We start from the raw sequence: 25,692 nt of genomic DNA on the forward strand, positions 1-25,692 counted from the left end.
TACCACCCCTTGCTATACTATACAGTTTACTAAGCGATGCCCGGCCGTGTCATCTGGCGCGGCGAGAGAATGTGATCGAGTTCCTTCTTCGAGAGAATCCCCTGATCGAGGATGATCTCGCGGATGGGCCTGCCAGTCGTGTATGCCTCACGTGCAAGTTCGGCAGACTTTTCATACCCAATATGCGGCAGCAGTGCAGTCACGATACCAACGCTGTTGTCCAGCCACTTCTGGCACTGCTCGACGTTCGGCTTCAGGTCGACGAGGAGTTTGTCGACGAAGGTATTGACCGCGCGTGTGATGTAGTTGAGCGAGTTGAACATGTTGAACGCCATGACCGGCTCCATAACGTTCAGTTCGAACTGTCCGTTCTCTACACCGAGCGTCACGGCGAGATCGCCTGCGATAACCTGATAGCACGCCTGGTCGAGCACCTCCGCGATGACGGGGTTGACCTTGCCCGGCATGATGGAGGAACCCGGCTGCCGCATCGGAAGATGCAGTTCGTTCAGGCCGCAGCGCGGTCCCGATGCCATCAGGCGGAAATCATTCGCAAGCTTGATGAGGACGAGCGCCGCATTCTTGAGCGCGGAGGAGAAGTCGGCGAATGCATCCGTGTTGTTCGTCGCATCAATGATGTTCTGTGAAGTGCGGTACTGTTCACCCGTGATCTCGGAGAGTCGTTTGGCAACCGCCTTGATGTATGCCGGCTCGGCGTTCAGTCCCGTACCGACGGCGGTGCCGCCCATGTTGATCGTGTGGATGTGGCGCAGGACGTAGCGGATGCGGCGCATGGAGCGGCGCACGGCAGAGGCGTAGGAACCCATCTCCTGTCCGAGCGTGATGGGGACAGCATCCTGCAGATGTGTGCGCCCCATCTTTAGAATTGCACGGTATGCCGTCGCCTTTTTCTCGAGTTCCGCAGCGAGGCGGTCAAGCGCGGCGAGGAAGACCGCACCCTTCGTGGAGAGGCAGACCTTGATGCCCGTGGGGAACGAGTCGTTCGTCGACTGTGCCATGTTGGCGTGGTTGTTCGGCGAGATGATGTCATAGCGTCCCTTTGCTTCGCCGCGCAGTTCGAGCGCACGGTTGCAGAGCACCTCGTTCATGTTCATGTTGACGGATGTGCCCGCGCCGCCCTGAATCGGGTCGACGGGGAACTGGTCGATGAGACCGCCCGCAATGATCTCATCTGCCGCCTGTACGAGCACGTCACCGATCTCACGCGGGAGACGTCCCGTATCCATGTTCGCGAGTGCAGCCGCCTTTTTCACCACAGCGAGTGCCTTGATGAAATCGGGGTCGAGCTTCTGTCCCGTGATGTAGAAGTTCTCGATGGCACGCATCGTCTGCACGCCATAGTAGACATCATCGGGGACTTCCATGTTGCCGAGGAAATCGTGTTCGGTTCTCATAACGATCTCTCCTTCTTTAAAAAATAGAACGATTTATACTCTATGACATTTATGATATCATAAATAATGAATACGGTAAAATTGAAAGAAATGAATTCGCTTATCGAAAAAAATGATAGATAGTCACTGATAAAACATCATAAACCATGTGCATTTCACATATGAAAAAAGAAGACCTCCGTCTTTCATGAACGGAGGTCTTCTGGATCTATCGGAATCACTGGTAAATTCAGCACCCCATCTTAGTGCATCTTTTTGCCCTCTCTGTATCGACAAATCTTCCGCATAGCCTTTGGCTATGCGTCCGTTTTATCTCCTGGACAGGCAAAATCTGCACCGGTCTGACGGGCAGCATTTTATCAGCGATGCCTGTATTTTCGCTTTACTTACTTCAATGCATATCCATTGTTATACATCTTGTCCTGCTCTTTGCGTACCTGATAGAGCTGCGTCGAGGTGTCGAGGTCGACCATGTCGAGGGTGAGGAGAGTGCCCTTCTTGACATCACACTTCATGCGTGCATTCTTGTTGACGAGGGCGTAGACAACGTAGCCCTTCTCGTACGTCTCCTGTGCAGTTGCAATCGAGCCGTAGGTAGTGTAGCCGCCAATGCCGTCGATGGTCTCGCCCGCCTTCAGGTCGCGTTTGGCAACGGTGATGCACTCACTGACGGGGCCGTCGAGGGGAATGATGGTCGGCTCGCCGTCGATGACGATCTTCGCAACGGTGAGCGGTGTCTCTAGGTTGCAGAGGTGATACGGGCGATAGAGCGTCCAGAGTGGGCCGGGACCCATGCTGTGATAGCCCATCTGATAGGCAATTTCCTCATTTTGTGTGGTGACGGTGACAAAGACGCCGGGCGCAATGCCGTTGACATACTCGACAACGCCGTGTTTACTGAGAATGCCGCCGTCCTTTTTCAGCTTAAAGATCTCGTTGAGATCAGCGCAGCGATCCTTCGGTGAGGCAGAGGGACCATGTCCGCCGATCACGTCAGGGACAAGTCCCGTTGCATTCGACATCGCGGTCATCTCGACCATGGTCTTGGTACCGTCCTTGAACGAGGTGAGCATGCGCGGGCTCATCTTGCGGCGCGTTGCCTCCTCGAGTACGGTGTCGGGATTGCAGTCATAGTCGAGCTTGTTGTTCTTGCCCTTGCCCATGACCTTGACCTCCATGCCCATCGCGCGCGCAAAGGAGTAGAGCTCCATGACGGCGCCCGGCTCATCACCAGCCGAGCCCGTGTAGATGACGCCGTTCTTGTCGCCGAGCTTCTTCAGATAGCTGCCGATGACAACATCTGTCTCCACATCCATCATAACAACGTGCTTCTTATTGTTCATCGCGTCGATCGCGATCTTAACGCCGACCTCCGGCACGCCTGTCACGTCGATCGCGACCTCGACGAGGTTCGCCTGTGAAATAAAATCCGAGTTCTCCGTCGCGACGTATTTTCCCTGCTCCATATAGCGGTTCGCCTCTTCGAGGGTCTTTGCGACAGCGATGTCCTCGTCGCTGATACCCGCATAGTGGAAGGCGTTGATGACGTTTTCAAATTTGATATCCGAGACAATTGCGGGCATGATCCCCTTCATGAGCGCCATCTGCGTGACCATGCCGCGCCCCATCTGCCCTGCACCGACGATGCCCGCACGGATGATCTTGCCCTCTTCCTCGCGCTTCGCGAGTTTCTTGTCCATATTCAGCATGCGAAACTCCTTTCGCCCACCTGTCGGTGGAACAATACATCTCTGCTCTGAACTTAGTATAGCACCGCATTTCCATTCATACAATATCATCTTGGCTGAATTTGCGTAAACATTACAGCAAAAAAGAGGTATGTTTCCATCTGTAAAGAAACATACCTCTTCGCAGTTGACTTACTTCTGCAATCCGTCATTCTGCGCAATCACATCGAGGAAGATGAGCGGCTCATCCTTCTCGTTGCGGAGTGCATGGGATTGTCCGGCACGCGCAATGGTAATATCGCCCGCATGGACAACGGTCTCGTTGCCGTCGCCATCCGTGAAGATCCCCTCGCCCGAAATAATGATGTACGCATCCTCATTCACGCCGTGCTTGTGCAGACCGATCGACGATCCCTTTTCAAGGCGCATCCAACCGATCTCCTTGATCGCCTGTTCCGGCTTTGCCATGTCGCGCGTGAATGAGAACAATCCATGAAGTGTTCCCTTGCCGCCTGCAACATCCTGCTTGTCGAGGACGATGAGTTCATCCTTCTGGAAGCACTGCTGCACAGTGCGGTCCTGCGCTTCCTCAGCAAATGCCGTTGCACTGAGCATCAGACAGCCAAGTGCCATTGCCGATGCGATTTTCTTCATTTTCATCACAATCCCACCCTTAAACAGAAAAGAACTATGCGGAAAGCGAAAAGGATAAACTCCCTTATGAGGATTCACAAGGGAGTTCACTTTTTATTGGTTCAGTCGGGCTGATGCCTTACATCATGCCGCCCATACCGCCCATGCCCGGCGCACCTGCCGGCATCGGAGCCTCGGGCTCCGGCTTGTCGGTGACAAGCGTTTCGGTGGTGAGCACCATCGCTGCGATCGATGCCGCATTCTGCAGGGCAGAGCGCGTGACCTTCGCAGGGTCAACGATGCCCGCGCCAATCATGTCGACGTAGGTATTCTCGAGCGCGTTGAAACCAACGCCGTCGCCCGCCTTCTTCACGCTGTCGACGACGACAGAGCCCTCAAGACCTGCGTTCTCCGCGATCTGGCGGACAGGAGCCTCGATCGCACGCTTCACGATCTCAACGCCGACCTTCACATCGCCTTCCGCCTTGATCTTGTCAAGCGCCGGGAGAATGTCGATGAACGTCGTGCCGCCGCCGGCAACGATGCCCTCTTCGACCGCTGCACGCGTTGCGTTGAGCGCATCCTCGACGCGGTACTTCTTGTCCTTCATCTCGACTTCCGTCGCTGCACCGATCTCAACAACAGCCACACCGCCGGAGAGCTTTGCGAGGCGCTCCTGGAGCTTCTCGCGGTCGAAGTCGGACGTGGTGTCTGCAATCTGCTTCTTGAGCTGCTCGACACGCGCCGTAATCTGTGCCTTGTTTCCTGCACCGTCGACAATCGTCGTCTCTTCCTTCGTGGAACGCACCTGACGTGCGCGTCCGAGATCCTCGATCGTCACGCTGTCGAGCTTGCGTCCGATCTCCTCACTGATGACCGTGCCGCCCGTGAGGATTGCGATGTCCTCGAGCATTGCCTTGCGGCGGTCGCCGAAGCCCGGAGCCTTCACGGCAAGGGCCTTGAACGTGCCGCGCAGCTTGTTCACAACAATCGTTGCGAGTGCCTCACCGTCGAGATCCTCGGCGATGATGACAATCTGCTTGCCCTGCTTTACAACCTGCTCCAGGACGGGCAGGATGTCCGCGACGGACGAGATCTTGCGGTCCGTGATGAGCACATACGGATCGTCCATAACGGCTTCCATCTTCTCCGTATCCGTCACCATGTACGGGGAGATGTAGCCGCGGTCGAACTGCATGCCCTCGACGACCGAGAGATTCGTGTCCATGGACTTGGACTCCTCGACCGTAATGACACCGTCCTTACCGACCTTCTCCATCGCCTCTGCGATGAGGTCGCCGACCTCGGCGTCGCCGGAGGAGATTGCTGCGACCTGCGCGATCTTCGCCTTCGTCTCAACCTTCTGTGCCTTGCTCTTGATCTCCTCGACGAGCGTCTTGACTGCCGTCTCGATGCCCTTCTTGACGATCATGGGGTTTGCGCCCGCAACGACGTTGCGCATTCCCTCCTGAATCATCGCCTGCGCAAGGAGCGTTGCCGTCGTCGTGCCGTCACCCGCGATGTCATTCGTCTTCGTCGCGACTTCCTTCACGAGCTGTGCGCCCATGTTCTCAAACGGATCCTCGAGCTCGATGTCGCGCGCAATCGTCACGCCGTCGTTCGTGATCGTCGGAGCACCGTACTTCTTGTCCAGAACAACGTTGCGTCCCTTAGGGCCAAGCGTAACCTTGACCGCGTTTGCCAGTGCATCCACACCGCGGCCGAGTGCGCGGCGTGCTTCTTCGTCAAACAGAATCTGCTTTGCCATTTATACTGCCTCCACTTATATATTACAGGATTGCCAGAATGTCGCTCTCACGAACGATGAGGTAGTCCTTGTCATCGACCTTGATCTCAGAACCCGAGTACTTCGAGAAGACGACGCCGTCGCCGACCTTGACCTCAAGCGCGGCACGCTCGCCGTTATCGAGCAGTTTTCCTGCGCCAACGGCAACGACCTTGCCCTTCTGCGGCTTTTCTTTCGCCGTATCGGGGAGCACAATGCCGCTCGCCGTCGTGACATCGCTCTCCGCGACTTCAATGACAACACGTTCGCCCAGTGGCTTAATCATGGTATCTGCCTCCTAGTTTCATACAAATCTTTTTATTGTATTAGCACTCTCATTTGCTGAGTGCTAACTTACGATGTATATAGTAATCGTTTTAAGTCAAAAAGTCAATAGGTATTTTGTAAAAAAGTCAAAAAAACAACAAAGAGCCATAAAAGGCTCTCTGCATAACATATAAATTTTCGTGCGCATGGGCGATGCCCCTAAGTGAACTCTAGGGAAGCAACGGAAGTGTTCGCATGGGGTACGTCCGGCAATCTCACTCTTTGAACGCCGCCACCAGATTTTTGAGACGTGCCGTCCCTTCCTTGAAGGTTTGGATCTTCGCAAGGATATCCTCATACTGTGCAGCCATGCCGACGACCTTCTCCGCGATGCGCGTGTTGCCCTCCGCTCCCTCGTGGGTCGCGTTGCGGATGCCCTCCATCGCCGCATTCATCTCACTGACGGAGCCAAGCAATTCCTGTGACCGCGTCGTTGTTGCCTCTGCGGTTTTGCGGAAGAACTCTGCATCCTCTTTGTACTGCACCGCCGTTCGATCCATCAGGTCATAGTCGCCGCGAATGTTTTCATCAATGAAGGTGAGCAGCCTATGCGTACCATCGGAAAGTGCCTGCACGGAACTGGTAACCTGCCCCGTGAGGCCCTTGATCTTCTCTGCCGTTCCGTGCGACTGCTCAGCAAGTTTTCCGACCTCACCCGCGACCACAGCAAAGCCGCGTCCCTGTTCGCCCGCACGTGCAGCCTCAATGCTTGCGTTCAGAGCGAGGAGGTTCGTCTGCTCGGCAATCTCAGAGATCTCAAGCGTGAGCTGTCCGATCTGATCGACCACCTTCGCGGATTCGATGGCTTCTGCGACCGCTGACTTCGTCGAGCCGTAGATTTGCCGCGTATTGAGACGTGACTGCTCCATCGTCGTCTGGAGATCGGCGGCACGCTGTGCGACCTCGCGCGTATATTCCTCGCTCTCATGCGCTGCGTCTGACGCCCCCTTGATCCCGTCATTCAGCTCACCGCTGAGATGCTGCACGCTCGATGTGGACGCTGCCGTTTCCTCCATGCCTGCGGACATCTCCTCGGTCACGGCAGACATGTCCTGCGTGTCATTGTTGAGCCCATGCAGCATCTGCTCGAGTTCTGCAACCATCGCATCGGTCTGCTCCGCCTCCTCGTGCACCTGCTTCATAAAGCCCTGCATCTTGCCCAGCGCCTTGACAACTGTACCGATCTCATCCTGACGTTCCGAGAGCTCTGCAGGGATCTCGCGCGAGAGGTCTCCCGCCGCGACGGCGCTCAGATGTCCGATGGAGGCAGCGAGCGGATCGGAGATATTGTCTGCAATGCGGCGCGACACGAGCATGCCAAAGCCTACTGCAATGACGATAATGATGACAAAGCTGTAAACCGTACGCTCATAGCGCACATTGTTCGCCTCAAAGAGCTGCTTTCCCTGGAACACGTTGTCGGGCGTAAGCACCGCCATATTGCTTGAGATAACGGTAAGCGCAGCGAGATTGTCAAAGATCGCTGCGCGATCCTCTGGTGTCGTCCCCATATTGTTGACCGCGCCGACCTTGTCCGCCGCAACACTCAGATTCTTTTCCAATTCGCCGATCGTTGCCTGTGCCCGCTCGCTCGTGTCGATCTTCTTCAGTTCCTCCATATCGTGACGGAGAGCGTTCAGATTGCCGAGCACATCATCCACGAGAATCTTGCGGTTGTCCGCTGTGATATTCTCCTGCAGGATGTACGGCACGTTGACGCTGATTTTCCGCAGACGTGTATTTGCATCGTTCAGATATTGCGTCGACATGAGGTTATGATGATACATATCGTCAAGCGACTGCTGCGCCTGATAGTTCGAGTAGATGCCGACGACGGCGACAACAAGAATTGCTGCCAAGAGGAATACGGACAGAATGAACACCTTTGTCCGCACGGCATAGTCCTTCATTGCCCCCGCAGAGATGAACGGCAGATTCATGGCACTCCCCTCCTCACTTCGCCTGCGCGAGATTGTCCGCTGTTATGGATGTAAACGGAATCGCAAGATCGCCGGAGGGCGGATTCCCCTTGAGGAAGCCCTCTGCGAGTGTGAGCGCAGCCTCACCCTGCGCCTTTGCATCCTGCTTGACAGTCTGCGCCATCTCGCCTGCCTCGACAGCGGCAAGCCCCGCCGGGGTCGCATCGACAGCGGACACAAGGCATCCTTCGAGGCGATTTGCCCCCTTTAGTGCGGCAACAGCACCGAGTGCCATCTCATCGTTTCCTGCGACGACCCCGTTGATCTCGGGAAACATATTCATCCAGAGCATCATGGTCTTCAAGGCCTCAGCCTTGCTCCATCCTGCGTCTACGAGCGAGAGCAACTGGATATCGGGGCGTTTGTCCAGGCACGCTGCCTTGAACCCCTCCCAACGGCCGACGGCACTGCTCTGCGTCTCATCGCCCTGCAAATACACGATCTTCGCGTTCGGAGGCAGATGCGATGCCATGTACTCGCCCTGCATGCGCCCCGCCTCCACGTCGTCGGAGTAGGCACGCAGGACCTTGCCGCCCGCAACACTGCGGTTGACCGTAATGATGGGGATGCCTGCATCATTTGCCTTTTCGATGGTCTTAACGATGCTGGAACCGTCGGCGGCGAGCAGGATGATAGCCCCCGCGCCTCTGCTGATCGCCTCGTTCAGCTGGTCAATCTGCATATTTCCGTCGCTCTTCGCGTCGAGGAATTCGACCTCAATGCCGTCTGCCTTTGCCTTTGCTGCAAACGCATCCTTGATCTGCGTGCAGAAGCCGTCACTGTCATCGTAATTCGCGTAGATGACGCGATCCGAACTCGCCCCCGGCAGCCCACAGCTCGCCAGCGAAAGGCACGCTGCAGGCAGGAGCAGAAGCCCCCATTTCCTGAGATTCATGTCAAAACGCTCCTTCTCTACCGAAAAACTACATCTGCTTGACGGGCACAGGGCCGCGCGAAAGCGCAATCGCCCCTGTCCGTGCGATCTCGATAATGCCGTAGTCGGACAGGAGCTCCGAGAGGGCATCAATCTTCTTCGCGTCGCCCGTCAGTTCGATGACGACATTCTCCACGCCGACATCCACGATGCGCGCGCGGAAGATGTTCACCACGTCGATGATCTCCGCACGGTTCTCCTTGGTCGCGTGCACCTTGATGAGCACGAGCTCACGCGTGATCGACTCGAACTGCGTGAGGTTGACGATCTTCACCACATCGATCAGCTTCGACAGCTGCGTCACGACCTGCCGCAGCTCGTTCTCCGAGGCGACCGAGACGACGATGTTGATGCGTGTGACATCCGGCTCCTCCGTGTACCCGGCGGAGATGCTCTCGATGTTGAACGCGCGGCGGCTGATGAGCCCCGCGATATGCGTGAGGACGCCGGGCTTGTTATCGACGAGCACGGCGAGCAAATACTTATCCATCTTATCTCCCTCCGAGCACCATCTGATCGAGCCGCTTGCCGCCCGGCACCATCGGTACGACATCCGCCTCCTGCGGCACAATGACATCGATGAGACGCGCACCCTTCGCGCGGAGAACCTGCGGCAGCACCTCCGCGAACTCTTCCCGCGTTTCGATACGGCAGCCCGCAACCCCCATTGCCTCGGCGAGCTTTACAAAATCGGTCTTGCCCTTGAGCTCCGAGGCGGAGTAGTGGTGACTGTAGAAGAGCCGCTGCCACTGCCCGACCATGCCGAGGATGGAGTTGTGCACAATGACAATCTTCACATCGATGTCGTTGTCCGCCATCGTCGCAAGTTCCTGGCAGTTCATCATGATGCTGCCGTCGCCCGTGATGAGGACAACCTCCTTGTCGGGGTTCGCGAGTTTCGCCCCGATCGCGGCGGGCAGACCGTAGCCCATCGTGCCGAGCCCGCCCGAGGTGAGGAAGTGGCGCGGCTCTGCGCAGCCGAAGAACTGCGCTGCCCACATCTGATGCTGCCCCACATCCGTAACGCAGATCGCATCCGCAGGGACGAGCTCACGCACACGACTGATGAGCTCCTCGGGGCGGATCTCCTCCGACGTTTTCCAGCCAAGCGGATGCGCACGCTCCATCGAAAGCACCTCGCCGCGCCACGGACGGAACCGCGCGGTAAGATCCTCCGCGCTGCTGTTCTTCACCACATCGAGGAAGGCAGGCAGAGTCTGACGCAGATCGCCGATGACGGGGATGTCCGCGCGCACATTCTTGTTGAGCTCCGCAGGGTCGATGTCAAAATGAACGATGCGTGCCTTCGGCGCAAAGGAGGCCGCAGTGCCCGTCACACGGTCACTGAACCGCGTGCCGACGGCGAGCAGGAGATCACACTCCTGTATCGCCATATTCGAGGCGTATGCTCCGTGCATGCCCGCCATGCCCGTATAGCCATCGGTTCCTGCGGGAATGCCGCCGATCCCCATGAGTGTCGCCACGGAGGGTATGCCCGTGCGTTCGAGCAGCTCGCGCACATATGCCGCCGTATCCGAGAGTACAACGCCGCCGCCGACAAAGAGCAGGGGGCGATGTGCGGCAAAGAGCGCCTCCGCCGCCTCCCACACGGCAGGCACCTCGTAGGAGACATCGCCTGTGTATCCGTGCAGCTCGACTGTCTCTGGATAATGGTACTTGATCGGCGCATCAAATACGTCCTTTGCTACGTCGATGACCACGACACCGGGACGTCCCGTCCGCGCGATATAGAATGCTTCCTTCACGACGCGCGGGATGTCGTTGACATCTTTCACGAGATAGTTGTGTTTCGTAATCGGCGTGGTGATGCCGACGATATCCGCCTCCTGAAACGAGTCCTTTCCGATGTACGGATTCGCGACCTGTCCCGTAATGCAGACCATCGGTACAGAGTCCATATGCGCTGTCGCAATGCCCGTCACGAGATTGGTTGCTCCGGGCCCCGAGGTCGCAAATGCAACGCCGACCTTGCCCGAGGCTCTGGCATAGCCGTCTGCCGCATGCGCCGCGCCCTGCTCATGGCGCGTCAGGATGTGCGGAAACTTCATCTTGTATACTTCATCGTAGAGTGTGAGGACGGCTCCCCCCGGATAGCCGAACACGACCTCAACCCCCTCGGTCTTCAGGCTCTCCAAGAGAGCGCGTGCACCATTCATCAGCAATAGAACCCCTCCTAAACAGCAAAAGTACCGACCATGCAGCCCGCATATGGGGTCTCATGTCGGCACTTTCGATGGAATCCCCAATAATACAATTCCATTATAGGGCTTTCCTGTATTTTTTACAAGCACATTGCCTCATGCTCTATGACAGTCGTCACAGATGCTCGCTCGCCAGAACAAACGCATAGACCTGCCGTGCCCCTGCACGCTTCAAGACGCGGGCGCACTCCATGAGCGTTGTCCCCGTTGTCATAATGTCGTCGACGAGCAGGATATCGCGGCCTCTGACATCCGCGCCCGCCGCCACGGCAAAGGCACCCCGCAGCTCGCGGCGCCGCTCTTCGCGTGTATGCTCATAGAGCGGTGCCGTCTCACGCGTGCGGACGAGGAGCGCGGCGAGCACAATGTCATGCGCACGAAGCCACGGCGCAAAGATTTCATCCGCCTGATTGAAGCCGCGCGTCCGCGCACGCTCCGCCGCAAGAGGAACGGGAACCGCGGTCAGGGGGCGCGGCAGACGTGCAAGCGCCTCTTCGCCCACCGCCAAGATTGCATGCAGGGCAGGCAGCGCGGATTTCTTCTTCTGGTATTTCAGCGCGCGCAGGAGATCACGTACGCCCTCACGATAACGTGCAAACGCCCAGATTCCCGCGAGACATTCCCGCGCGTCCCGCGGAAATGCAATCGCATGCAGACCGATGAGACGCGATGTGCAATACGCACAGAATGTCCCCCTGTGCTCGACATAGGCGGAGCAGTTCGGACAGCGCGGGGGGAACAGGAAGTTTAGAAATGTTCTGAACACCGCTATTTCTCCTATCATTCCAACCATATTGTAAAAAAGGTATTGCACGAATGCTTTGTTTATGATATGATAAATGCAAGAAAGAGATATCTCTCCGAGTAACATGTATCGCAGTGGAAAGGAGAATGTCTATTGACACATTTCGCACAGCGCAGTGACCATGCCCCCTGATGGGAATGCATCTTTGAAGAAGAGCGGAGACAGCGCAGACTGCTGATCTCATATGGCATTGCATCAGCAAGGAATGGCTCTGGCGTCGTCATCCCCGAACGGTCGGGTGCGTGACAATTCTCTGTACGATTCGTTTTTCGAAAACCTAGCGCGCAAATTGGATGATATTGAGATCTCCAAAACGGTTTCAGCTGAACGTACAATACAAGGTCGTGCGGACACACGCGGTGATTCGTGCGGCATCCAACAACTGAATAAGGACGTGTTTAACTTTTATGGCAATCGCTATGTGAACCGGCAGCCTGCTCGAAAGAGAGCGGTTGCCGGTTTTTGATTTTTTGATTTGCTGCCGAGCACGCCGCGCTGTATTTCACACAAAACGCACATCTCCGCCGCTTGCCTTGCGCAGGCGGTTCATGATTGCAAGTCCGAGTCCGGTCTCACCCGTTCCCTCGGCGAGAAGGGAGGTGACATCCATATTGTCAAAGCGGCGGAGCGCATCGTAGAGACAGGATGCAAGGGCACTGTGATTGCCGCGCGCTCCGCAGTTGTAGGTATGCGCTGCGGAAACGATGCCGCACAGCACCGTAAGGGTCTCATTGCTCGCAATAACGGCAGTCCGCTCCCCTGCCGCCGTGCGGCGCAGGATCTCTTCCCGCAGTGCCGCAGCGACATCTGTCCCTACATAGACGGTGAGCGGCACGCGCGGCGCATAGTGCGTGTACTTCATGCCGGGCGCGCGCGGTGCTTCGTCCGCTGCCGTGAGCACAGCGTCCATCCGCACCTCGATGTGCGGCAGTTCCGCCGCAATCATCTCGCGTGTGACTGCACCGGGGCGAAGGATGGTAACGATGCCCTCCTCTGTGCAGTCGACGATGGTAGACTCCACGCCTAGGCGGCAGCTGCCGCCGTCGAGAATGAGCGGAATACGCCCTGCCATATCCGCATAGACTGTTGCCGCCGTCGTTGGGCTTGGGCGCCCCGAGGTGTTCGCGGACGGTGCGGCAATCGGCACACCTGCCGTACGGATGAACCTGCGCGCAATATCATGGTCGGGACAGCGCACGCCGACGGTCGAAAGACCGCCCGTCACAATGTCGGGGATGTGCGCGGCTTTCGGCAGGATGACGGTAAGCGGGCCGGGTGCAAATACTGTAAGGAGGTGTGCCGCAGTGGGCGGAACTGCACACACAGCTTCCTGTGCCATCGCGAGATCTGCAATATGGAGGATGAGAGGATTGTCGGAGGGACGCCCCTTCGCCTCATAGATATGTCTGCATGACGCGGCATCGAGGCCGTTCGCGCCGAGTCCGTAGACCGTCTCCGTTGGAAACGCGACGAGCTCACCACTTCGAATGAGCTGCGCGGCGCGCTCGAAATCTGCGGGCGATGTCGGGCGAAGGATCTCCGTGTTCATGCTGTCCCTCCTTTGATGAAAAATTTATGTTCTGCAATGCAGGGATGAATCCTAGGTTACACCGTATACCCGACAACAACCCTGTCGATCCCGCCGAGGTCCTTCATCGTCTCTGTTCGCACAATGCGCGTGTGTTCCTCCATCAGCGCCGCAACTGCCGCCGCCTCATTGATTCCGACCTCAACCGCGATTGCACCGCCTTCTTTCAAAAGAGCGGGCGCATCCGCCGTCAGACGGCGGTATATGTCCAGCCCGTCCGCACCGCCGTCGAGCGCAAGATGCGGCTCATAGCTGCGCACCTCCGGCATGAGGTCTGCGATATCGGCAGATGGGATATACGGCGGATTTGATAAGATCATATCATACGCACGCCCTGCAAGCGGCGCGAGCAAATCCCCCACATGGATGTCGATGCGCTCCGTCAGTCCCAGCGTCTCTGCATTGTCACACGCAACTGCGGCGGCGGCAGGTGAGATATCTACCGCATCGGCATGCGTTCTCTCCGTATAGTGGAGTGTCGAGAGCGCAATCGCTCCCGTGCCTGTCCCGATATCGGCAACACAGAGTTCATCCATCCCCGCTTCCATCCGTGCACACAGAAAATCCACGGCGCACTGCACAAGGATCTCCGTGTCGGAGCGCGGGATGAGCGTATCGCGCGTCACACGAAAGTCCAGTCCCATGAACTCGCGCCGCCCAAGCACATACGCAAGCGGCATATGCGCCGCCCGCTCCTTTACATAGGAGCGAAACTGTGCGAGTTCCTCCTGTTCCAGCGGTTCATCGAAATGCACATAGAGATACATCCGATCCCTGCCGAGGAGCGCACTGAGCAGAACCTCCGCATCAAGGCGCGGGTTCTCGATCCCGCGTTCCCGAAAGAAATCCGTCGTCCACGCAAGAAGCCGCTGAATCGTCCAAACCGCATCCGTCATCAGTTCACCTGTTTCAGACGTTCCGCCTGATCCGCCGTGATGAGCCCTGCGAGAATCTCGTCCAGTTCACCGTCGAGCACCGCGTCGATTTTGTATAGGGTCAGGCCGATGCGGTGATCGGTCACACGTCCCTGCGGAAAATTATACGTGCGGATGCGCTCACTGCGGTCGCCCGAGCCGACCTGACTGCGGCGATCGGTGGCGACGGCATCCGCCTGCTCCTGCTGCGCGCGGTCATAGAGACGCGCGCGAAGCACCTTCATCGCCTTCTCACGGTTCTTGAGTTGCGACTTCTCATCCTGACACTGCACGACGATGCCCGTCGGGATATGCGTGATGCGGATCGCCGTCTCCGTACGGTTGACGTACTGCCCGCCTGCACCCGATGCGCAGTAGGTATCAATGCGCAGATCGTTCGGGTCGACTGTGACCTCTACCTCCTCCGCCTCGGGCAGGACGGCGACCGTAACCGCCGAGGTATGGATGCGCCCGCCCGACTCTGTGACGGGGATGCGCTGCACGCGGTGCGTGCCGCTCTCGTATTTCAGACGACTGTACGCCCCCGCACCGTTGACGAGAAAGGATATCTCCTTAAAGCCGCCAATCTCCGTCGGGTTGCTGCTCAGGATCTCCGTCCGCCAGCCCTGCCGCTCGGCATAGCGCGCATACATACGGAAAAGACTCGCCGCGAAGAGTGCCGCTTCCTCTCCTCCGACACCGCCGCGAATCTCGACAATGACGTTCTTGTCATCGTTCGGATCGCGCGGCAGAAGGAGAATCGGCAGCTGCTCTGCGAGGGCATCGCGCGCTGCCTCCGTCTCTGCAATCTCCTCGGTGAGCATCTCCTTCATCTCGGCATCTGCCTCGGCGAGCATTTCCTTGTCCTCGTCGATGGTCGCAAGTGCCCGCTGATAGGCGGTATACGCCTCGATGATCGGTGTGAGTGCCGCATGCTCGCGCGTGTACCGCTGCCATTTTTCCATATCCGCCATCACGTCGGGATCGCTGAGGAGTGCCTCCAGTTCGCGGTACTTGTCCGCAACGGCATTCAGTTTGCTTAACACGTTACTTCCTTTCGATAGTTCCCGCTTCCTGCGGGGATATCCTCGGGCGGGAGCACCGCCTTGAGACTTTCAATGGCAACCTCCACCATCTCATCGGCGGGCGGGCGCGTCGTCAGATATTGCAGCCACAGCCCCGGCGTAATCATGATACGCACGATGCGGTTCTCACTGCGCCCCGCAAAGCGGATGATCTCGTAGGAGACCCCCGCAACCACAGGCAGGACGGCGAGGCGGCTCAGAATCCGCAGCCAGAGATCGGGCCAACCGAAAAAGACGTGAAAGACGATGGCGACGACCATGACGATCAGCAGGAAGTTCGTCCCGCAGCGCGGATGCAGGCGCGGAAACTTCTGTACGTTCTCCACCGTCAGAGCCTCCCCCGCCTCATAGCAGTGGATGGTCTTGTGCTCCGCACCGTGGTACTGGAACACGCGGCGAATCCCGCCCATAAACGAGATGCCCCAGATGTAGAGGAGGAATACAAAGAGTCGGATGCCGCCCTCAATCAGATTGAACACGACGGGGTCATCCGTATACACCGCCGCGAGATGCGCCGCCCCTGTCGGGATGACGATGAAGAGCACACTCGCAAGCACGAGTGCAAAGAGGATCGTCATCGCGATCTCCTTCTTCGTCATCTGCTCATCCTCCTCACCCGCCGCCTGTGCAGAGAACGAGAGGGCACGCATCCCGATGACAAGGGACTCGACCATGATGACGGAGCCGCGAATCAGCGGCAGATTCAGCACGGGATAACGCTCGCGAATCGACGTGACAGGGTGTGTCTCCACTTCGATCTCCCCGTTTGGGAGACGTACGGCGGTCGCAGTCTTATTCGCATCGCGCATCATGACACCCTCGATGACCGCCTGTCCGCCGACCGCGAGGTCGGTAATTTTCTTTGGCATAGTTTTCCTTTGCTATATAAAAAAGAGACTATCACACGATCTCTCGTGCAATAGCCCCTCCCTGTTGTCGTGCAGCGAACAGGCAAGGTGCAACACACCTCACCATGGTCACTATTTTCGCGCGTAACGCTTCTGGAACTTCTCGATGCGTCCGCCCGCCTGAACGTCACGCTGACGCCCCGTGAAGAACGGATGGCACTTCGAGCAGACATCGATACGCAGATCCTGCTTCGTCGAGCCGGTCGTGAACGTATTGCCGCAGCCGCACGTCACCGTCGCCTCGAAGAACTCGGGATGAATACCCTCTTTCATTTCAATACACCTCGTTTCTTTTGCCGGATACAAGCGCACTTGTGCACGCTTGGTTGAACTCAGCGTGTCTGCGCTGAGAACGAGTCATGGAAACAAACGCCCTGCGTTCATTACCGCGCAAGTATAGCATAAAATATGGATGTGTGCAAGTCTCACTCCAATTTGCTGTGGATGATGCGCGCGAGACGCGTGCCAAAGAAGAAATTCCAGATCCACTTGACGGAAACCGTAAAGTCTGCGTATTTTCCCGCAAGGCGGATGAGATGGACGAGCATCCACGCGAACCATGCAAAGAAGCCGCTCATCTTGAGGTTGAACCCAAGCACGGGCATGGGACCGTTCATGACCGCCTCGCCCTTGCCGATGGTCGCCATCGCCCCGAGATCTTTGTAGACGAATTTGCCAAGCTGATCGGGTGTCTTGCCCGCGATCAGCGCCATGATGTTCTCCTTGACTTGAAGTGCCTCCTGCGTCGCCACAGGTGCCACTGTCGGGAGCGGACGCTGCAGATCGCCGTGCTGGAAGTTCGCGCAGTCACCGATTGCAAAGACGCGGTCGCTACCCTTCACGAGCAGGTTCTCCTCGACGATGACGCGCCCTGCACGGTCGACCTCGGAGCCGCAGTCTTTGATGAAGTCCTGTGCGCGCACGCCTGCCGCCCAGATGACTGTCTTGGTTGGAATGACCTCTCCATTGTTGAGCTTCAAATCATTGCCGTCATACTCTGTGACCGCCGTATTGAGGCGCACGTCCACACCCTTCTTGCGCAGCACGTCAATCGTATGCTGCTGCAGATCGGGCGGCACCATTGGCAGCACACTGCCCATCGCCTCGAGGAGTGTAACGTTGACCTCCTTGAAATCGATCGTATGGAATTCCTTTTTGAAGATGTCGATGAGCTCCATCAATGCGCCCGCCATCTCAATGCCCGTCGCACCGCCGCCGACAATGACGAAGTTCAGATGGCGCTGTCGTGCCTCGCGCTGATCTGGTCCACTCTTGCGTGCAGCGCGCTCGAACTCATGGATGAGATGTCCGCGCAGGGCAATCGCCTCCTGCAGCGTCTTCATCGCATAGGAGTTGCGTGCAACGCTCTCGTTCCCGAAGAAATTTGTCGTCGCGCCTGCCGCAAGGACGAGGTAGTCATAGGATATCTCACCGTGCTTCGTGATGAGCACGCGGCGCGCCTGATCAACGCCCAATGCCTTGGACATGAAAAAATTCACATTGTTATTGTTCTTGAAAAACTGGCGTGTGGGGTACGCAATCTCTGATGCGGAGAGCACCGCTGTACTCACCTGATAGAGCAGTGGCTGGAACAGGTGATAGTTGTGCCGATCCACAAGCGTGACCTGCACATTTTCCTTGGCGAGTTCCTTGGCGAGACGCACGCCTCCAAATCCGGCACCAACGATAACAATATGCTTTTGATCTGCCATAATAACCCCACTCCTTATCGTTATAGTGAAAAAAATCACATAGTTGAGAAATATCCAGTATAGGAGAAGTTTATTTTTCTGTCCTTTTTGAACAGCATGGTTACATCATAGCACGTTTTGCAGGAATTTCAATAGGATATTTCCTATGAGCTTCTCAGGAAATACTATAAGCAGTACGGCGCATGCGCTGCTCAATGATGCGCAGACGAATCATGAGGAGTACGGCACCCACGATAATGCCGCCGTTCAGCCCCACCCAGTATCCATAAGGACCAAGGGCAGTCCAACCCGCGAGCACATAGCCGCTCGGCAGTCCAATCCCCCAGAATGAGAGCACGGCAAGCCAGAACGTAACGGTAACATCCTTATATCCGCGCAGTGCTCCCTGCAGAGGCGCGTTGACACAGTCACAGAACTGCATGATGAGTGCATAGAGAAGGAATACGCGCAGGAGTTCCTGTACCTCGGCATTCGTCGTATAGAGCGCCGCAACAGTGTCGCGCATGGCCGCAAGGACGAGTGCAATGGCGCCGACAAAGACGAGGGTCAGCACGCGGCTGAGGCGGATGTAGGCGCGCGCTCCGTTCTCGCGCCCGCCGCCGACCTCGAATCCGACAAGAATTGTGATCGCCATCGAGACAGAGAGCGGCAGCATATAGACAATCGTCGTAAAATTCATCGCCGCCTGATGTGCCGCAAGTACAGTTGTCCCATACGCCGCCATCAGGAGTCCGACCGCACCGAAGATACTCTGCTCGCAGAAGATGGTCAGTCCGATCGGAATGCAGATTTTCAGCAGTTCCCACCAGTCACGCAGAATGGGTTTCGGCAGACGCCTGAGCACATGATAGCGCGCAAACTGCTTGATCGAGAGCACGACAATGACATTCAGCACGAGAAAGACACCGTAGCTCAGCGCCGCACCGAGCCCCGCACCCGCGCCGCCGAACGCGGGCATGCCGAGCGCTCCGTACATAAAGATGTAGTTGAGCACGATGTTGATCGGAATGGTCGCAATCGTAATATACATGGTGAGATGCGTCCGCCCGTGCGCGTCAATGAGGTTGCGCAGGACAACAGCAGGTGCGACCGGAATGAGACCGCATGAGATATAGGAGAGGTACTCCATCGTAATGTCCTCGACCACGGGTTCAAGCGCGAGTGCATAAACAAACGACGGAACGATTAGAACACCAAGCCCGAGAATGAGCACAGCAAGAAGCGTCACCCAGTAGAAGCTCTGCTGAACGACGCTCCGAATCGCGCGCATCTGCCGCGCACCGTAATGCTGTGCAATCACAGGGGTCAGCCCCGAGATAAGCCCCATAAAAGCGCCAAATATGGGGAAGAAGATGCTTGCACCAACTGCAATCCCTGCAAGATCCTCCTTGCTGATATGCCCTGCCATGACCGTATTGAAAAAGCCCGGCGCCATGAGAGATACCTGTGTGACGAGGATCGGGAGAAGCACGATAAAGAACTGCCGCGCACGCGCCGGATAGCCATGAACCTCCTGCAATCTCCCACCTCCCCATAATAAAGATCAGCCAAAGTAATCCGCAATTCCGTCCGCAATTCCCTGTGCGATCTTCCGGATGCCGGACTCACTGTTCATCATCTTTTCTTCATCCGGATTCGAGATGAAGGAAATCTCCACGAGAATCGCAGGCATATCCGTATGCTTCACCACATAGAAATTGCATGTCTGTGTGCCGCGGTCAAGGGTCCCGATGGAGTCAATCAGCGCTGTCCGCACACTGTCTGCAAGACGTTTGGACTGCGGTGTCCCCTTCGTATAGTAATACGCCGTCGTGCCCTTCACCTCGCGGTTCGTAAATGCATCCGCATGAATCGAGAGGAAGATGTCCGCATTCGCACGGTTCGCGACCTCACAGCGCGCCTCGAGCTCCTCAACCGAGGTAGCGTTTGCACCCTTCGAAGAGACCTCCGTGTCGCCCGTGCGCGTGAGAATCACCCGTGCTCCCTCCGCTTCGAGGAGACGCTTCAGCTCACGGCTGACGCGCAGGGTTACGGACTTCTCCATGATGCCCGTCGGTCCAATCGCACCCGAGTCACTGCCGCCATGCCCTGGGTCGACGGCAATGATCCGTCCCTTCATCCCCGTGATCGCGTCGATATCACGATGGATCCGATCCGTATCACGGGGTTCGTCCGCATCCCCCTCTGGCTCTGAAGGCTGCACAGGGGGCTGCTTCTTTGGCACAGGCCTAGCGGGCTTTGCCGTGGGTGCAGCACCAAAGTCCATCACGACGCGCGGCTTTTCCCCGTCAATCGAAAAAACCTTCCAACCGCCCTTCTGCACCGAGCTCTCCACAACGATGCGAACCGTGGAGGCATCGAACTGCGCCACACGCACACGCGAGACGAGAGGGGAATCCACGGCGATATCCTTCTTTGCCTCGGGGGCAATCCACGCGTTCTGCACATCCAGAACAATGCGCGTAGGACTTGCAAGGACGCTCTGCTTATAGGAGACAGCGCGATCCGAATCCACGACGATGCGTACATTCCCATCCGTGCGCCCGATGCGAACCCCCGTAATCCTCGTCAGATCCTTCGCACGGTCGCTGAATGCGGCCTCCGCGGAAGCCGCAGGGGAAACAGTTCCAAGCACGCCAATAAGGAGTGCAATGAGCAGTAAACATATACGGCGCAAAAATCTACCCTCCCAAACAATGAACGGATAAAAACCTGCGAAGTGATGTTTTCATCAACTTCGCAGGCTCTCTCCATCCGATATGCCGATTCCCTGTTACTGTGCCTCTGCGGTGTTCTCCGCAGGCTCTGTGCCCGGTACGGGGCATTCTTGGCGGCATTGCGTGCGTTCATCGTCTTGCGCGGTACGCCCTCATAGATGATCTGCGTAATCTCCGCCGCGCGCTCCGGTTCGAACGCCGACATCACCTTCGCCGCATTCCCCTCATCCATGCGCTGAAGGATCGCAATGCAGAGATCGACATCGAGGCTCTCCATGACCTTCGCCGCATCCGCCGCCTTCATGTCATTGTAGAGACGTGCGAGCTTTGTCACGCGTTTCTTCTCCGCTGCCTCGCGCTCCTTCTGCTGTTTTTCGATCTCCTCTTTCGTGATCTTCACTGTCTCAGGCGCCTTTTTCGGCGCTCCTGTCGCAGATGCTGCCGCACTTGCCGGCGCAGCGGCATCGGTAGAGGACGTCATGTGCCCCTCCGCCGCCGTCGGCGGAACGAAGTACTCACCGATGATGGGGAGCTCGTGCAGACCATACTCCTCATTGAGCGCCTGTGTATCAAAGAGCCGGAGATAAACGCCGAGCGCAAAGCCTGCTGCGATCAGCACGAGGAGTAAGATCAGTCCAACTAGGATCTTCAATTTCTTCCGCATGGAATTCCCTGCCCTCTTTCTTCCCCTAATATACGCGACTCATCCGCTTAGCGGTAGATGTCCAGAACACTCGTCACATAGTTCTGCGTCTCCGCATAGGGCGGAACCCCGCCGTATGCCTTGACTGCATTGGGTCCCGCATTGTAGGCGGCAACCGCTTTCTTCACATCTCCGCCGAACGTGTCGAGCATCTCACGCAGATACTTCGTACCGCCCTCGACATTCCCCTGCATATTGTAGGGGTTGACACCGAGTCCTGCCGCCGTATCCGGCATCAGCTGCATGACGCCGACCGCCCCCGCAGGCGAGACGGCATCCTGGTTGCCGCCGGACTCCACCTCTGCGACCGCAGAGACGAGCTTCGGATCAACGGCATATTTCTGTGCAGCAGCGTGAATCAGACGCGTCAACTCCGGATTTGCAATGTTGCCCTGTGCGGTTCCGGCAGATTTATGTGCGGCAGAGGTCTCCTGCACAGCCTGCACTCCCTGGGCGGCATGTGCCTTGTCTGCCGCAGACGTGACATTCTTGTTGATCTCCTGCTGCAGCTTTGCGGCAAAATCCATGCCCGGCAGCTGCTGATTCTGCAGGGAGAACTCTCCCTCAATCTCCGCAATACGTGCCTGTATCTGTCGGACGGCCGAAAGATCCATCATACTGCTTCCTCCAATTCCCTATTCCGCATGGTCAGCTGCAGGCCGATTTCATCGAGCATTTTCTGCTCCTCCTGCAGGACTTCCGCCTTGTACTCGGCAAGGCGTTTTTCTTTCAGTTTCTCGATACTTTTGAGTGCACTCATCTGTTCCATCAGGACTTTGAGACGTTTCTGCCGCTCAGCATTCGCCGCAAGAATCACCTGCTGCTGATCCTCGATCTGCTGACGCTTCCACCCAAAGAAGCGATTGAAACTCATAAGCGTACCGATCTTGATCCGCGTCCCCTCTTTCGAGAGATTCTCATAGTCGAGCTGTCCGCGGTGCATCTCCTCGAGCAGCTGACGCTGATAGGCACGTGCATCCTCCAGATGTCGAACGGCCTCGGCAAAGGCAACCTCTGCCTCCTCCTTCTTCATGCGCGTCACTTTGAGCAGAGTCTCAAGCTGAAATTTGAATTTTTTCATGTTGCTTCCTCAGCCGCAGGCTCTGCAGGTGCCGCAGGAGCGGCGGCCTTGCCCACAGCTGAGAGCAGGCGCTGCTCCGTCTCATCATAGGAGGTTACTTCATAGATATCCTGGCAAAGAAAGGCATTGATCCCGTCGATCTTCTGGATTGCAGAATCAATCTTCGGACTCGAGCCCTTGACATATGCCCCGATGTGTATGAGATCCTCCGCCTCGGCATAGACTGCCATGAGCTGGCGCATCTCCTGCGCCGCCTCGAGATGGTTCTTGTCAACCACCTCGTACATGACGCGGCTGACGCTGCCGAGCACATCAATCGCGGGAAAATGGTTCTGCGCCGCAATCCTGCGTGAGAGCACAATGTGTCCATCGAGGATAGAGCGCACGGCATCCGCAATCGGCTCGTTCATATCGTCGCCGTCGACAAGGACGGTATAGATGCCCGTGATCGAGCCCTTCTCGCTCGTGCCCGCACGTTCGAGAAGGCGCGGCAGCATGGCAAAGACGGACGGTGTATAGCCGCGCGTCGCAGGAGGCTCGCCGATTGTGAGCCCGACCTCGCGCTGTGCCATCGCAAAGCGTGTCACAGAGTCCATCATGAGCACAACCTTGTGTCCCTGATCGCGGAAATACTCGGCGATCGCCGTGCCCGTCATCGCCCCCTTGATGCGGACGAGGGCAGGCTGATCGGAGGTTGCGACGACAACCACGGAGCGCTTGAGCCCCTCCTCGCCGAGGTCACGCTCGATAAAGTCGCGCACCTCGCGGCCGCGCTCTCCGACGAGCGTAATGACACTGATGTCCGCCTCGGTGTTGCGTGCCACCATGGAGAGGAGTGTAGATTTGCCGACGCCCGAGCCCGCCATGATGCCGATTCTCTGCCCGTCACCGAGCGTAATCAGTCCGTCGATGGCACGCACGCCGACGTAGAGGTGGTCGTGAATGCGCGGACGTGTAAGCGGCGGCGGCGGCGGTGCCTGCAGGGGATACTCCTCCTTGGCGAGGATTGGCCCCTTGCCGTCAATCGGGTTGCCGAGCCCGTCGAGCACACGCCCGAGCAGCTCCGGCCCCACCTTCACGCGCAGACGGCGCCCCGTTGCTATCACCTCACAGCCGGGACCGATGCCCTGCATCTCACCGACAGGCATGAGGAGCACGCTTCCCTCACGAAAGCCCACGACCTCCGCCGGAATCGGCGGCATCCCTGCAAAATGCGAACTCACATAGCAGAGCTCCCCAACGGTGACCGTTGGTCCCTGCGACTCAATGACGAGTCCGATGATCTGCGTTACCTTGCCCGTCAGCTTCATCGGGGAAGCAGTGCGCAGCGCATCCTGAAATTTATGGATATCTATGGAAAATGGGGGATTGCCCCCCGTTTCACTCATATTCATAGCATAACTTCCCGCACAGCCTTTTTGAGCTGTTCGATCTGCGTCTGAAGGCGTGCATCCACATTGCCGTTTGGTGTCTCCACGAGGCAGTCACCGGGCTTCAGCCCCTCATCGGAGGTGATCGTAAGGTTCGTATCCCCCGCCGTCAGAATACTGCGCAGTTCATCACGTGCCATCAGTACAAAATCATAGCTCTCCGGCGGAATGTGAACGACAATCTCCTTCTGATCTTTGACACGCAGGATAGCATCGCGCACAACGGGCAGAACCATCTGCGGCACGTCAATGAAATGCTGCGGCAGAACGCGCTCCACCGCCGTCATGGCGATCGAGACAATATCCTGCTCCGCATGAATGAGGTAGTCGCGCATCGCGTCATGCGCGTCACGCAGAGTCTTCTCCGCCTGCTCGTTCGTCTGGCGGATGAGCTCCGCCATTTCCTCGCGCACAGCGGCTTCTCCGGCCTCTCGGCCAGCGGCAAAGCCCTCCTCGTGACCTTTGGCGCGCGCCTCCTCGCGATCCTGTTCAATCTGTGTCTGCGCCTCACTGAGAAGCCGGTCGCGTTCCTCCTCGGCTTCCCCGCGAAGGACTGCAACGTGGATCTCCGCCTCTCTGACACGCTCATCCATCGCCTGCTCACGCTCTGCAATGCGCGCGAGCAGATTCTGGACAGCCTCTTCACTGAGGCCTTCCTCCTCGCCGTCTGCCTGGGGCGGCAGCGGAGGAGGCGGCACGTCGATGAGATGGGGATTTTCTTCCCAGACGGCTGCCTTGATAACTCTAGACAATCATCTCGTCTCCCTTGCCACGCGAAATCACAATCTCGCCCTTGTCCTCGAGCACGCGGATGACACCGACAACCTTCTGCTGCGCTTCTTCCACATCGCGGATCTTGACCGGTCCCATGAACTCGATCTCCTCACGCAGCATATCGGCTGCACGCGTCGACATATTCTTGAAGACCTTCTCCGCAACCTCCTGCGGCGTTGCTTTGAGCGCAAGCGAGAGGTCCTTGGTCTCGACTTGCCGCAGAACGAGCTGCAGTGAACGGTCGTCGATCTGGACGATGTCCTCGAAGACGAACATGAGCTTTTTGATTTCCTCGGCAAGCTCGGGATTGTCGACCTCGAGGGTCTCCACAATCGCCTTTTCCGTCGTACGATCGACGCGGTTGAGTACCTCGACAATCGCCTTGATGCCGCCCGCCGTTGTAAAGTCCTGCGTCACCATCGACGACAGTTTTCTCTCGAGCACGCGCTCGACCTCGCGAATGAAGTCCGGCGACGTGCGATCCATCATGGCAACGCGCTTCGTGACCTCGACCTGTGCCTCCGGAGGCAGCGAACCGAGGACGATGGCCGCCTGGTCCGGTTCGAGATATGCCATGATGAGCGCAATGGTCTGCGGATGCTCGTTCTGAATAAAGTTGAGCAGCTGCGCGGGATCTGTCTTGCGCAGGAAGTCGAAAGGACGTACCTGCAGGCTCGTCGTGAGACGATTGATGATCTCGAGTGCCTTGTCGGGACCGAGGGCCTTCTCCAGTACGTTCTGCGCATACTGCAGACCGCCCGAGGAGATGTAGTCCTGGGCCATGCACATGGAGTAGAACTCAGCAATAACCTCCGCCTTTAGAGCCGCAGAGACCTGCTTCTGATTCGCGATCTCGAGCGTCAGATGCTCGATCTCATCGTCATCCATATGCTGAAACAGCTTTGCCGAGTACTCGGGACCGATGGCGATGAAGAGGATGGCCGCTTTCTGCTGATTGGTCAGCTCGCTGCTGGAATACATATCCGGCATA

The 25,692-nt window shown here is 57.4% G+C and carries 23 protein-coding genes and 1 pseudogene; all 24 read right to left on the bottom strand.

Annotated elements, in window-relative coordinates; all coding sequences use genetic code 11:
- Positions 1 to 29: 29 nt before the first annotated feature.
- Positions 30 to 1,415 (bottom strand): aspartate ammonia-lyase, encoded by a 1,386-nt coding sequence (locus tag BCS37_RS08305; RefSeq protein WP_069181011.1) that lies wholly within the window; start codon positions 1,413 to 1,415, stop codon positions 30 to 32.
- A 386-nt stretch (positions 1,416 to 1,801) separates the two neighbouring features.
- Positions 1,802 to 3,124 (bottom strand): NAD(P)H-dependent oxidoreductase, encoded by a 1,323-nt coding sequence (locus BCS37_RS08310; protein ID WP_069181012.1) that lies wholly within the window; start codon positions 3,122 to 3,124, stop codon positions 1,802 to 1,804.
- A gap of 171 nt (positions 3,125 to 3,295) precedes the next feature.
- A complete protein-coding gene (locus BCS37_RS08315; protein ID WP_107528587.1) occupies positions 3,296 to 3,763 on the bottom strand; it encodes a cupin domain-containing protein in 468 nt (155 codons plus the stop codon).
- Positions 3,764 to 3,875: 112 nt separating this feature from the next.
- A complete protein-coding gene (gene groL, locus BCS37_RS08320; RefSeq protein WP_069181013.1) occupies positions 3,876 to 5,504 on the bottom strand; it encodes a chaperonin GroEL in 1,629 nt (542 codons plus the stop codon).
- Between the two features lie 22 nt (positions 5,505 to 5,526).
- Positions 5,527 to 5,808, bottom strand: coding sequence for a co-chaperone GroES (gene groES, locus BCS37_RS08325; protein WP_069181014.1), 282 nt, complete (start codon positions 5,806 to 5,808; stop codon positions 5,527 to 5,529).
- A 256-nt stretch (positions 5,809 to 6,064) separates the two neighbouring features.
- Complete coding sequence (locus BCS37_RS08330) at positions 6,065 to 7,789, bottom strand: methyl-accepting chemotaxis protein (protein WP_069181015.1); 1,725 nt, start codon at positions 7,787 to 7,789, stop codon at positions 6,065 to 6,067.
- Between the two features lie 13 nt (positions 7,790 to 7,802).
- A complete protein-coding gene (locus tag BCS37_RS08335) occupies positions 7,803 to 8,723 on the bottom strand; it encodes a sugar ABC transporter substrate-binding protein (protein ID WP_069181016.1) in 921 nt (306 codons plus the stop codon).
- A 28-nt stretch (positions 8,724 to 8,751) separates the two neighbouring features.
- Complete coding sequence (gene ilvN, locus BCS37_RS08340) at positions 8,752 to 9,252, bottom strand: acetolactate synthase small subunit (RefSeq protein ID WP_069181017.1); 501 nt, start codon at positions 9,250 to 9,252, stop codon at positions 8,752 to 8,754.
- 1 nt (position 9,253) lies between these two features.
- Complete coding sequence (gene ilvB / locus BCS37_RS08345) at positions 9,254 to 10,939, bottom strand: biosynthetic-type acetolactate synthase large subunit (protein ID WP_069181577.1); 1,686 nt, start codon at positions 10,937 to 10,939, stop codon at positions 9,254 to 9,256.
- A 160-nt stretch (positions 10,940 to 11,099) separates the two neighbouring features.
- Positions 11,100 to 11,750, bottom strand: coding sequence for a ComF family protein (locus tag BCS37_RS08350; RefSeq protein ID WP_107528588.1), 651 nt, complete (start codon positions 11,748 to 11,750; stop codon positions 11,100 to 11,102).
- A gap of 541 nt (positions 11,751 to 12,291) precedes the next feature.
- On the bottom strand, positions 12,292 to 13,338 hold the full coding sequence (locus tag BCS37_RS08355) for an L-threonylcarbamoyladenylate synthase (RefSeq protein ID WP_069181019.1): 1,047 nt from the start codon (positions 13,336 to 13,338) through the stop codon (positions 12,292 to 12,294).
- 56 nt (positions 13,339 to 13,394) lie between these two features.
- Positions 13,395 to 14,273, bottom strand: a complete 879-nt coding sequence (gene prmC / locus BCS37_RS08360; protein WP_069181020.1) for a peptide chain release factor N(5)-glutamine methyltransferase — start codon at positions 14,271 to 14,273, stop codon at positions 13,395 to 13,397.
- On the bottom strand, positions 14,273 to 15,337 hold the full coding sequence (gene prfA / locus BCS37_RS08365) for a peptide chain release factor 1 (protein WP_069181021.1): 1,065 nt from the start codon (positions 15,335 to 15,337) through the stop codon (positions 14,273 to 14,275). Before prfA ends, prmC begins: the two co-directional genes overlap by 1 nt.
- Entirely contained in the window at positions 15,331 to 16,245 is a 915-nt protein-coding gene (locus tag BCS37_RS08370) for a DUF1385 domain-containing protein (protein ID WP_069181022.1), read from the bottom strand. Before BCS37_RS08370 ends, prfA begins: the two co-directional genes overlap by 7 nt.
- 111 nt (positions 16,246 to 16,356) lie before the next feature.
- The gene (gene rpmE, locus BCS37_RS08375; protein WP_009657055.1) at positions 16,357 to 16,557 is read right to left on the bottom strand and encodes a 50S ribosomal protein L31; all 201 of its coding nucleotides are present in this window, start codon (positions 16,555 to 16,557) and stop codon (positions 16,357 to 16,359) included.
- 152 nt (positions 16,558 to 16,709) lie between these two features.
- Complete coding sequence (locus BCS37_RS08380) at positions 16,710 to 17,996, bottom strand: NAD(P)/FAD-dependent oxidoreductase (protein WP_069181023.1); 1,287 nt, start codon at positions 17,994 to 17,996, stop codon at positions 16,710 to 16,712.
- Positions 17,997 to 18,150: 154 nt separating this feature from the next.
- Positions 18,151 to 19,515 (bottom strand): MATE family efflux transporter, encoded by a 1,365-nt coding sequence (locus tag BCS37_RS08385; protein WP_069181024.1) that lies wholly within the window; start codon positions 19,513 to 19,515, stop codon positions 18,151 to 18,153.
- 24 nt (positions 19,516 to 19,539) lie between these two features.
- On the bottom strand, positions 19,540 to 20,673 hold the full coding sequence (locus BCS37_RS08390; RefSeq protein ID WP_069181025.1) for an N-acetylmuramoyl-L-alanine amidase: 1,134 nt from the start codon (positions 20,671 to 20,673) through the stop codon (positions 19,540 to 19,542).
- A gap of 96 nt (positions 20,674 to 20,769) precedes the next feature.
- Positions 20,770 to 21,377: pseudogene (locus tag BCS37_RS08395) on the bottom strand (MotE family protein).
- A gap of 47 nt (positions 21,378 to 21,424) precedes the next feature.
- Positions 21,425 to 22,033, bottom strand: a complete 609-nt coding sequence (locus tag BCS37_RS08400) for a lytic transglycosylase domain-containing protein (RefSeq protein WP_069181026.1) — start codon at positions 22,031 to 22,033, stop codon at positions 21,425 to 21,427.
- On the bottom strand, positions 22,030 to 22,497 hold the full coding sequence (gene fliJ / locus BCS37_RS08405; RefSeq protein ID WP_069181027.1) for a flagellar export protein FliJ: 468 nt from the start codon (positions 22,495 to 22,497) through the stop codon (positions 22,030 to 22,032). The genes BCS37_RS08400 and fliJ overlap by 4 nt, the downstream gene beginning before the upstream one ends.
- Positions 22,494 to 23,891, bottom strand: coding sequence for a flagellar protein export ATPase FliI (fliI, locus tag BCS37_RS08410; RefSeq protein WP_069181028.1), 1,398 nt, complete (start codon positions 23,889 to 23,891; stop codon positions 22,494 to 22,496). The genes fliJ and fliI overlap by 4 nt, the downstream gene beginning before the upstream one ends.
- A complete protein-coding gene (locus tag BCS37_RS08415) occupies positions 23,888 to 24,679 on the bottom strand; it encodes a FliH/SctL family protein (RefSeq protein WP_069181029.1) in 792 nt (263 codons plus the stop codon). The genes fliI and BCS37_RS08415 overlap by 4 nt, the downstream gene beginning before the upstream one ends.
- Entirely contained in the window at positions 24,672 to 25,691 is a 1,020-nt protein-coding gene (gene fliG, locus BCS37_RS08420; RefSeq protein ID WP_069181030.1) for a flagellar motor switch protein FliG, read from the bottom strand. Before fliG ends, BCS37_RS08415 begins: the two co-directional genes overlap by 8 nt.
- Between the last annotated feature and the right edge of the window lies 1 nt (position 25,692).

The organism is Selenomonas sp. oral taxon 920 (genome assembly GCF_001717585.1).
Taxonomy (GTDB): Bacteria; Bacillota; Negativicutes; order Selenomonadales; family Selenomonadaceae; genus Centipeda.

Excerpts from the sequence above, each read along its gene's own strand:
- BCS37_RS08330 (WP_069181015.1), bottom strand. The coding sequence starts at position 7,789 with ATGAATCTGCCGTTCATCTCTGCGGGGGCAATGAAGGACTATGCCGTG.
- BCS37_RS08305 (WP_069181011.1), bottom strand. The coding sequence starts at position 1,415 with ATGAGAACCGAACACGATTTCCTCGGCAACATGGAAGTCCCCGATGAT.
- BCS37_RS08310 (WP_069181012.1), bottom strand. The coding sequence starts at position 3,124 with ATGCTGAATATGGACAAGAAACTCGCGAAGCGCGAGGAAGAGGGCAAG.
- groL (WP_069181013.1), bottom strand. The coding sequence starts at position 5,504 with ATGGCAAAGCAGATTCTGTTTGACGAAGAAGCACGCCGCGCACTCGGC.
- rpmE (WP_009657055.1), bottom strand. The coding sequence starts at position 16,557 with ATGAAAGAGGGTATTCATCCCGAGTTCTTCGAGGCGACGGTGACGTGC.
- fliG (WP_069181030.1), bottom strand. The coding sequence starts at position 25,691 with ATGCCGGATATGTATTCCAGCAGCGAGCTGACCAATCAGCAGAAAGCG.
- ilvB (WP_069181577.1), bottom strand. The coding sequence starts at position 10,939 with ATGAATGGTGCACGCGCTCTCTTGGAGAGCCTGAAGACCGAGGGGGTT.
- fliJ (WP_069181027.1), bottom strand. The coding sequence starts at position 22,497 with ATGAAAAAATTCAAATTTCAGCTTGAGACTCTGCTCAAAGTGACGCGC.
- BCS37_RS08380 (WP_069181023.1), bottom strand. The coding sequence starts at position 17,996 with ATGGCAGATCAAAAGCATATTGTTATCGTTGGTGCCGGATTTGGAGGC.
- ilvN (WP_069181017.1), bottom strand. The coding sequence starts at position 9,252 with ATGGATAAGTATTTGCTCGCCGTGCTCGTCGATAACAAGCCCGGCGTC.
- BCS37_RS08315 (WP_107528587.1), bottom strand. The coding sequence starts at position 3,763 with ATGAAAATGAAGAAAATCGCATCGGCAATGGCACTTGGCTGTCTGATG.
- prmC (WP_069181020.1), bottom strand. The coding sequence starts at position 14,273 with ATGACGGATGCGGTTTGGACGATTCAGCGGCTTCTTGCGTGGACGACG.
- BCS37_RS08400 (WP_069181026.1), bottom strand. The coding sequence starts at position 22,033 with ATGATGGATCTTTCGGCCGTCCGACAGATACAGGCACGTATTGCGGAG.
- BCS37_RS08355 (WP_069181019.1), bottom strand. The coding sequence starts at position 13,338 with ATGAACACGGAGATCCTTCGCCCGACATCGCCCGCAGATTTCGAGCGC.
- groES (WP_069181014.1), bottom strand. The coding sequence starts at position 5,808 with ATGATTAAGCCACTGGGCGAACGTGTTGTCATTGAAGTCGCGGAGAGC.
- BCS37_RS08370 (WP_069181022.1), bottom strand. The coding sequence starts at position 16,245 with ATGCCAAAGAAAATTACCGACCTCGCGGTCGGCGGACAGGCGGTCATC.
- BCS37_RS08335 (WP_069181016.1), bottom strand. The coding sequence starts at position 8,723 with ATGAATCTCAGGAAATGGGGGCTTCTGCTCCTGCCTGCAGCGTGCCTT.
- fliI (WP_069181028.1), bottom strand. The coding sequence starts at position 23,891 with ATGAATATGAGTGAAACGGGGGGCAATCCCCCATTTTCCATAGATATC.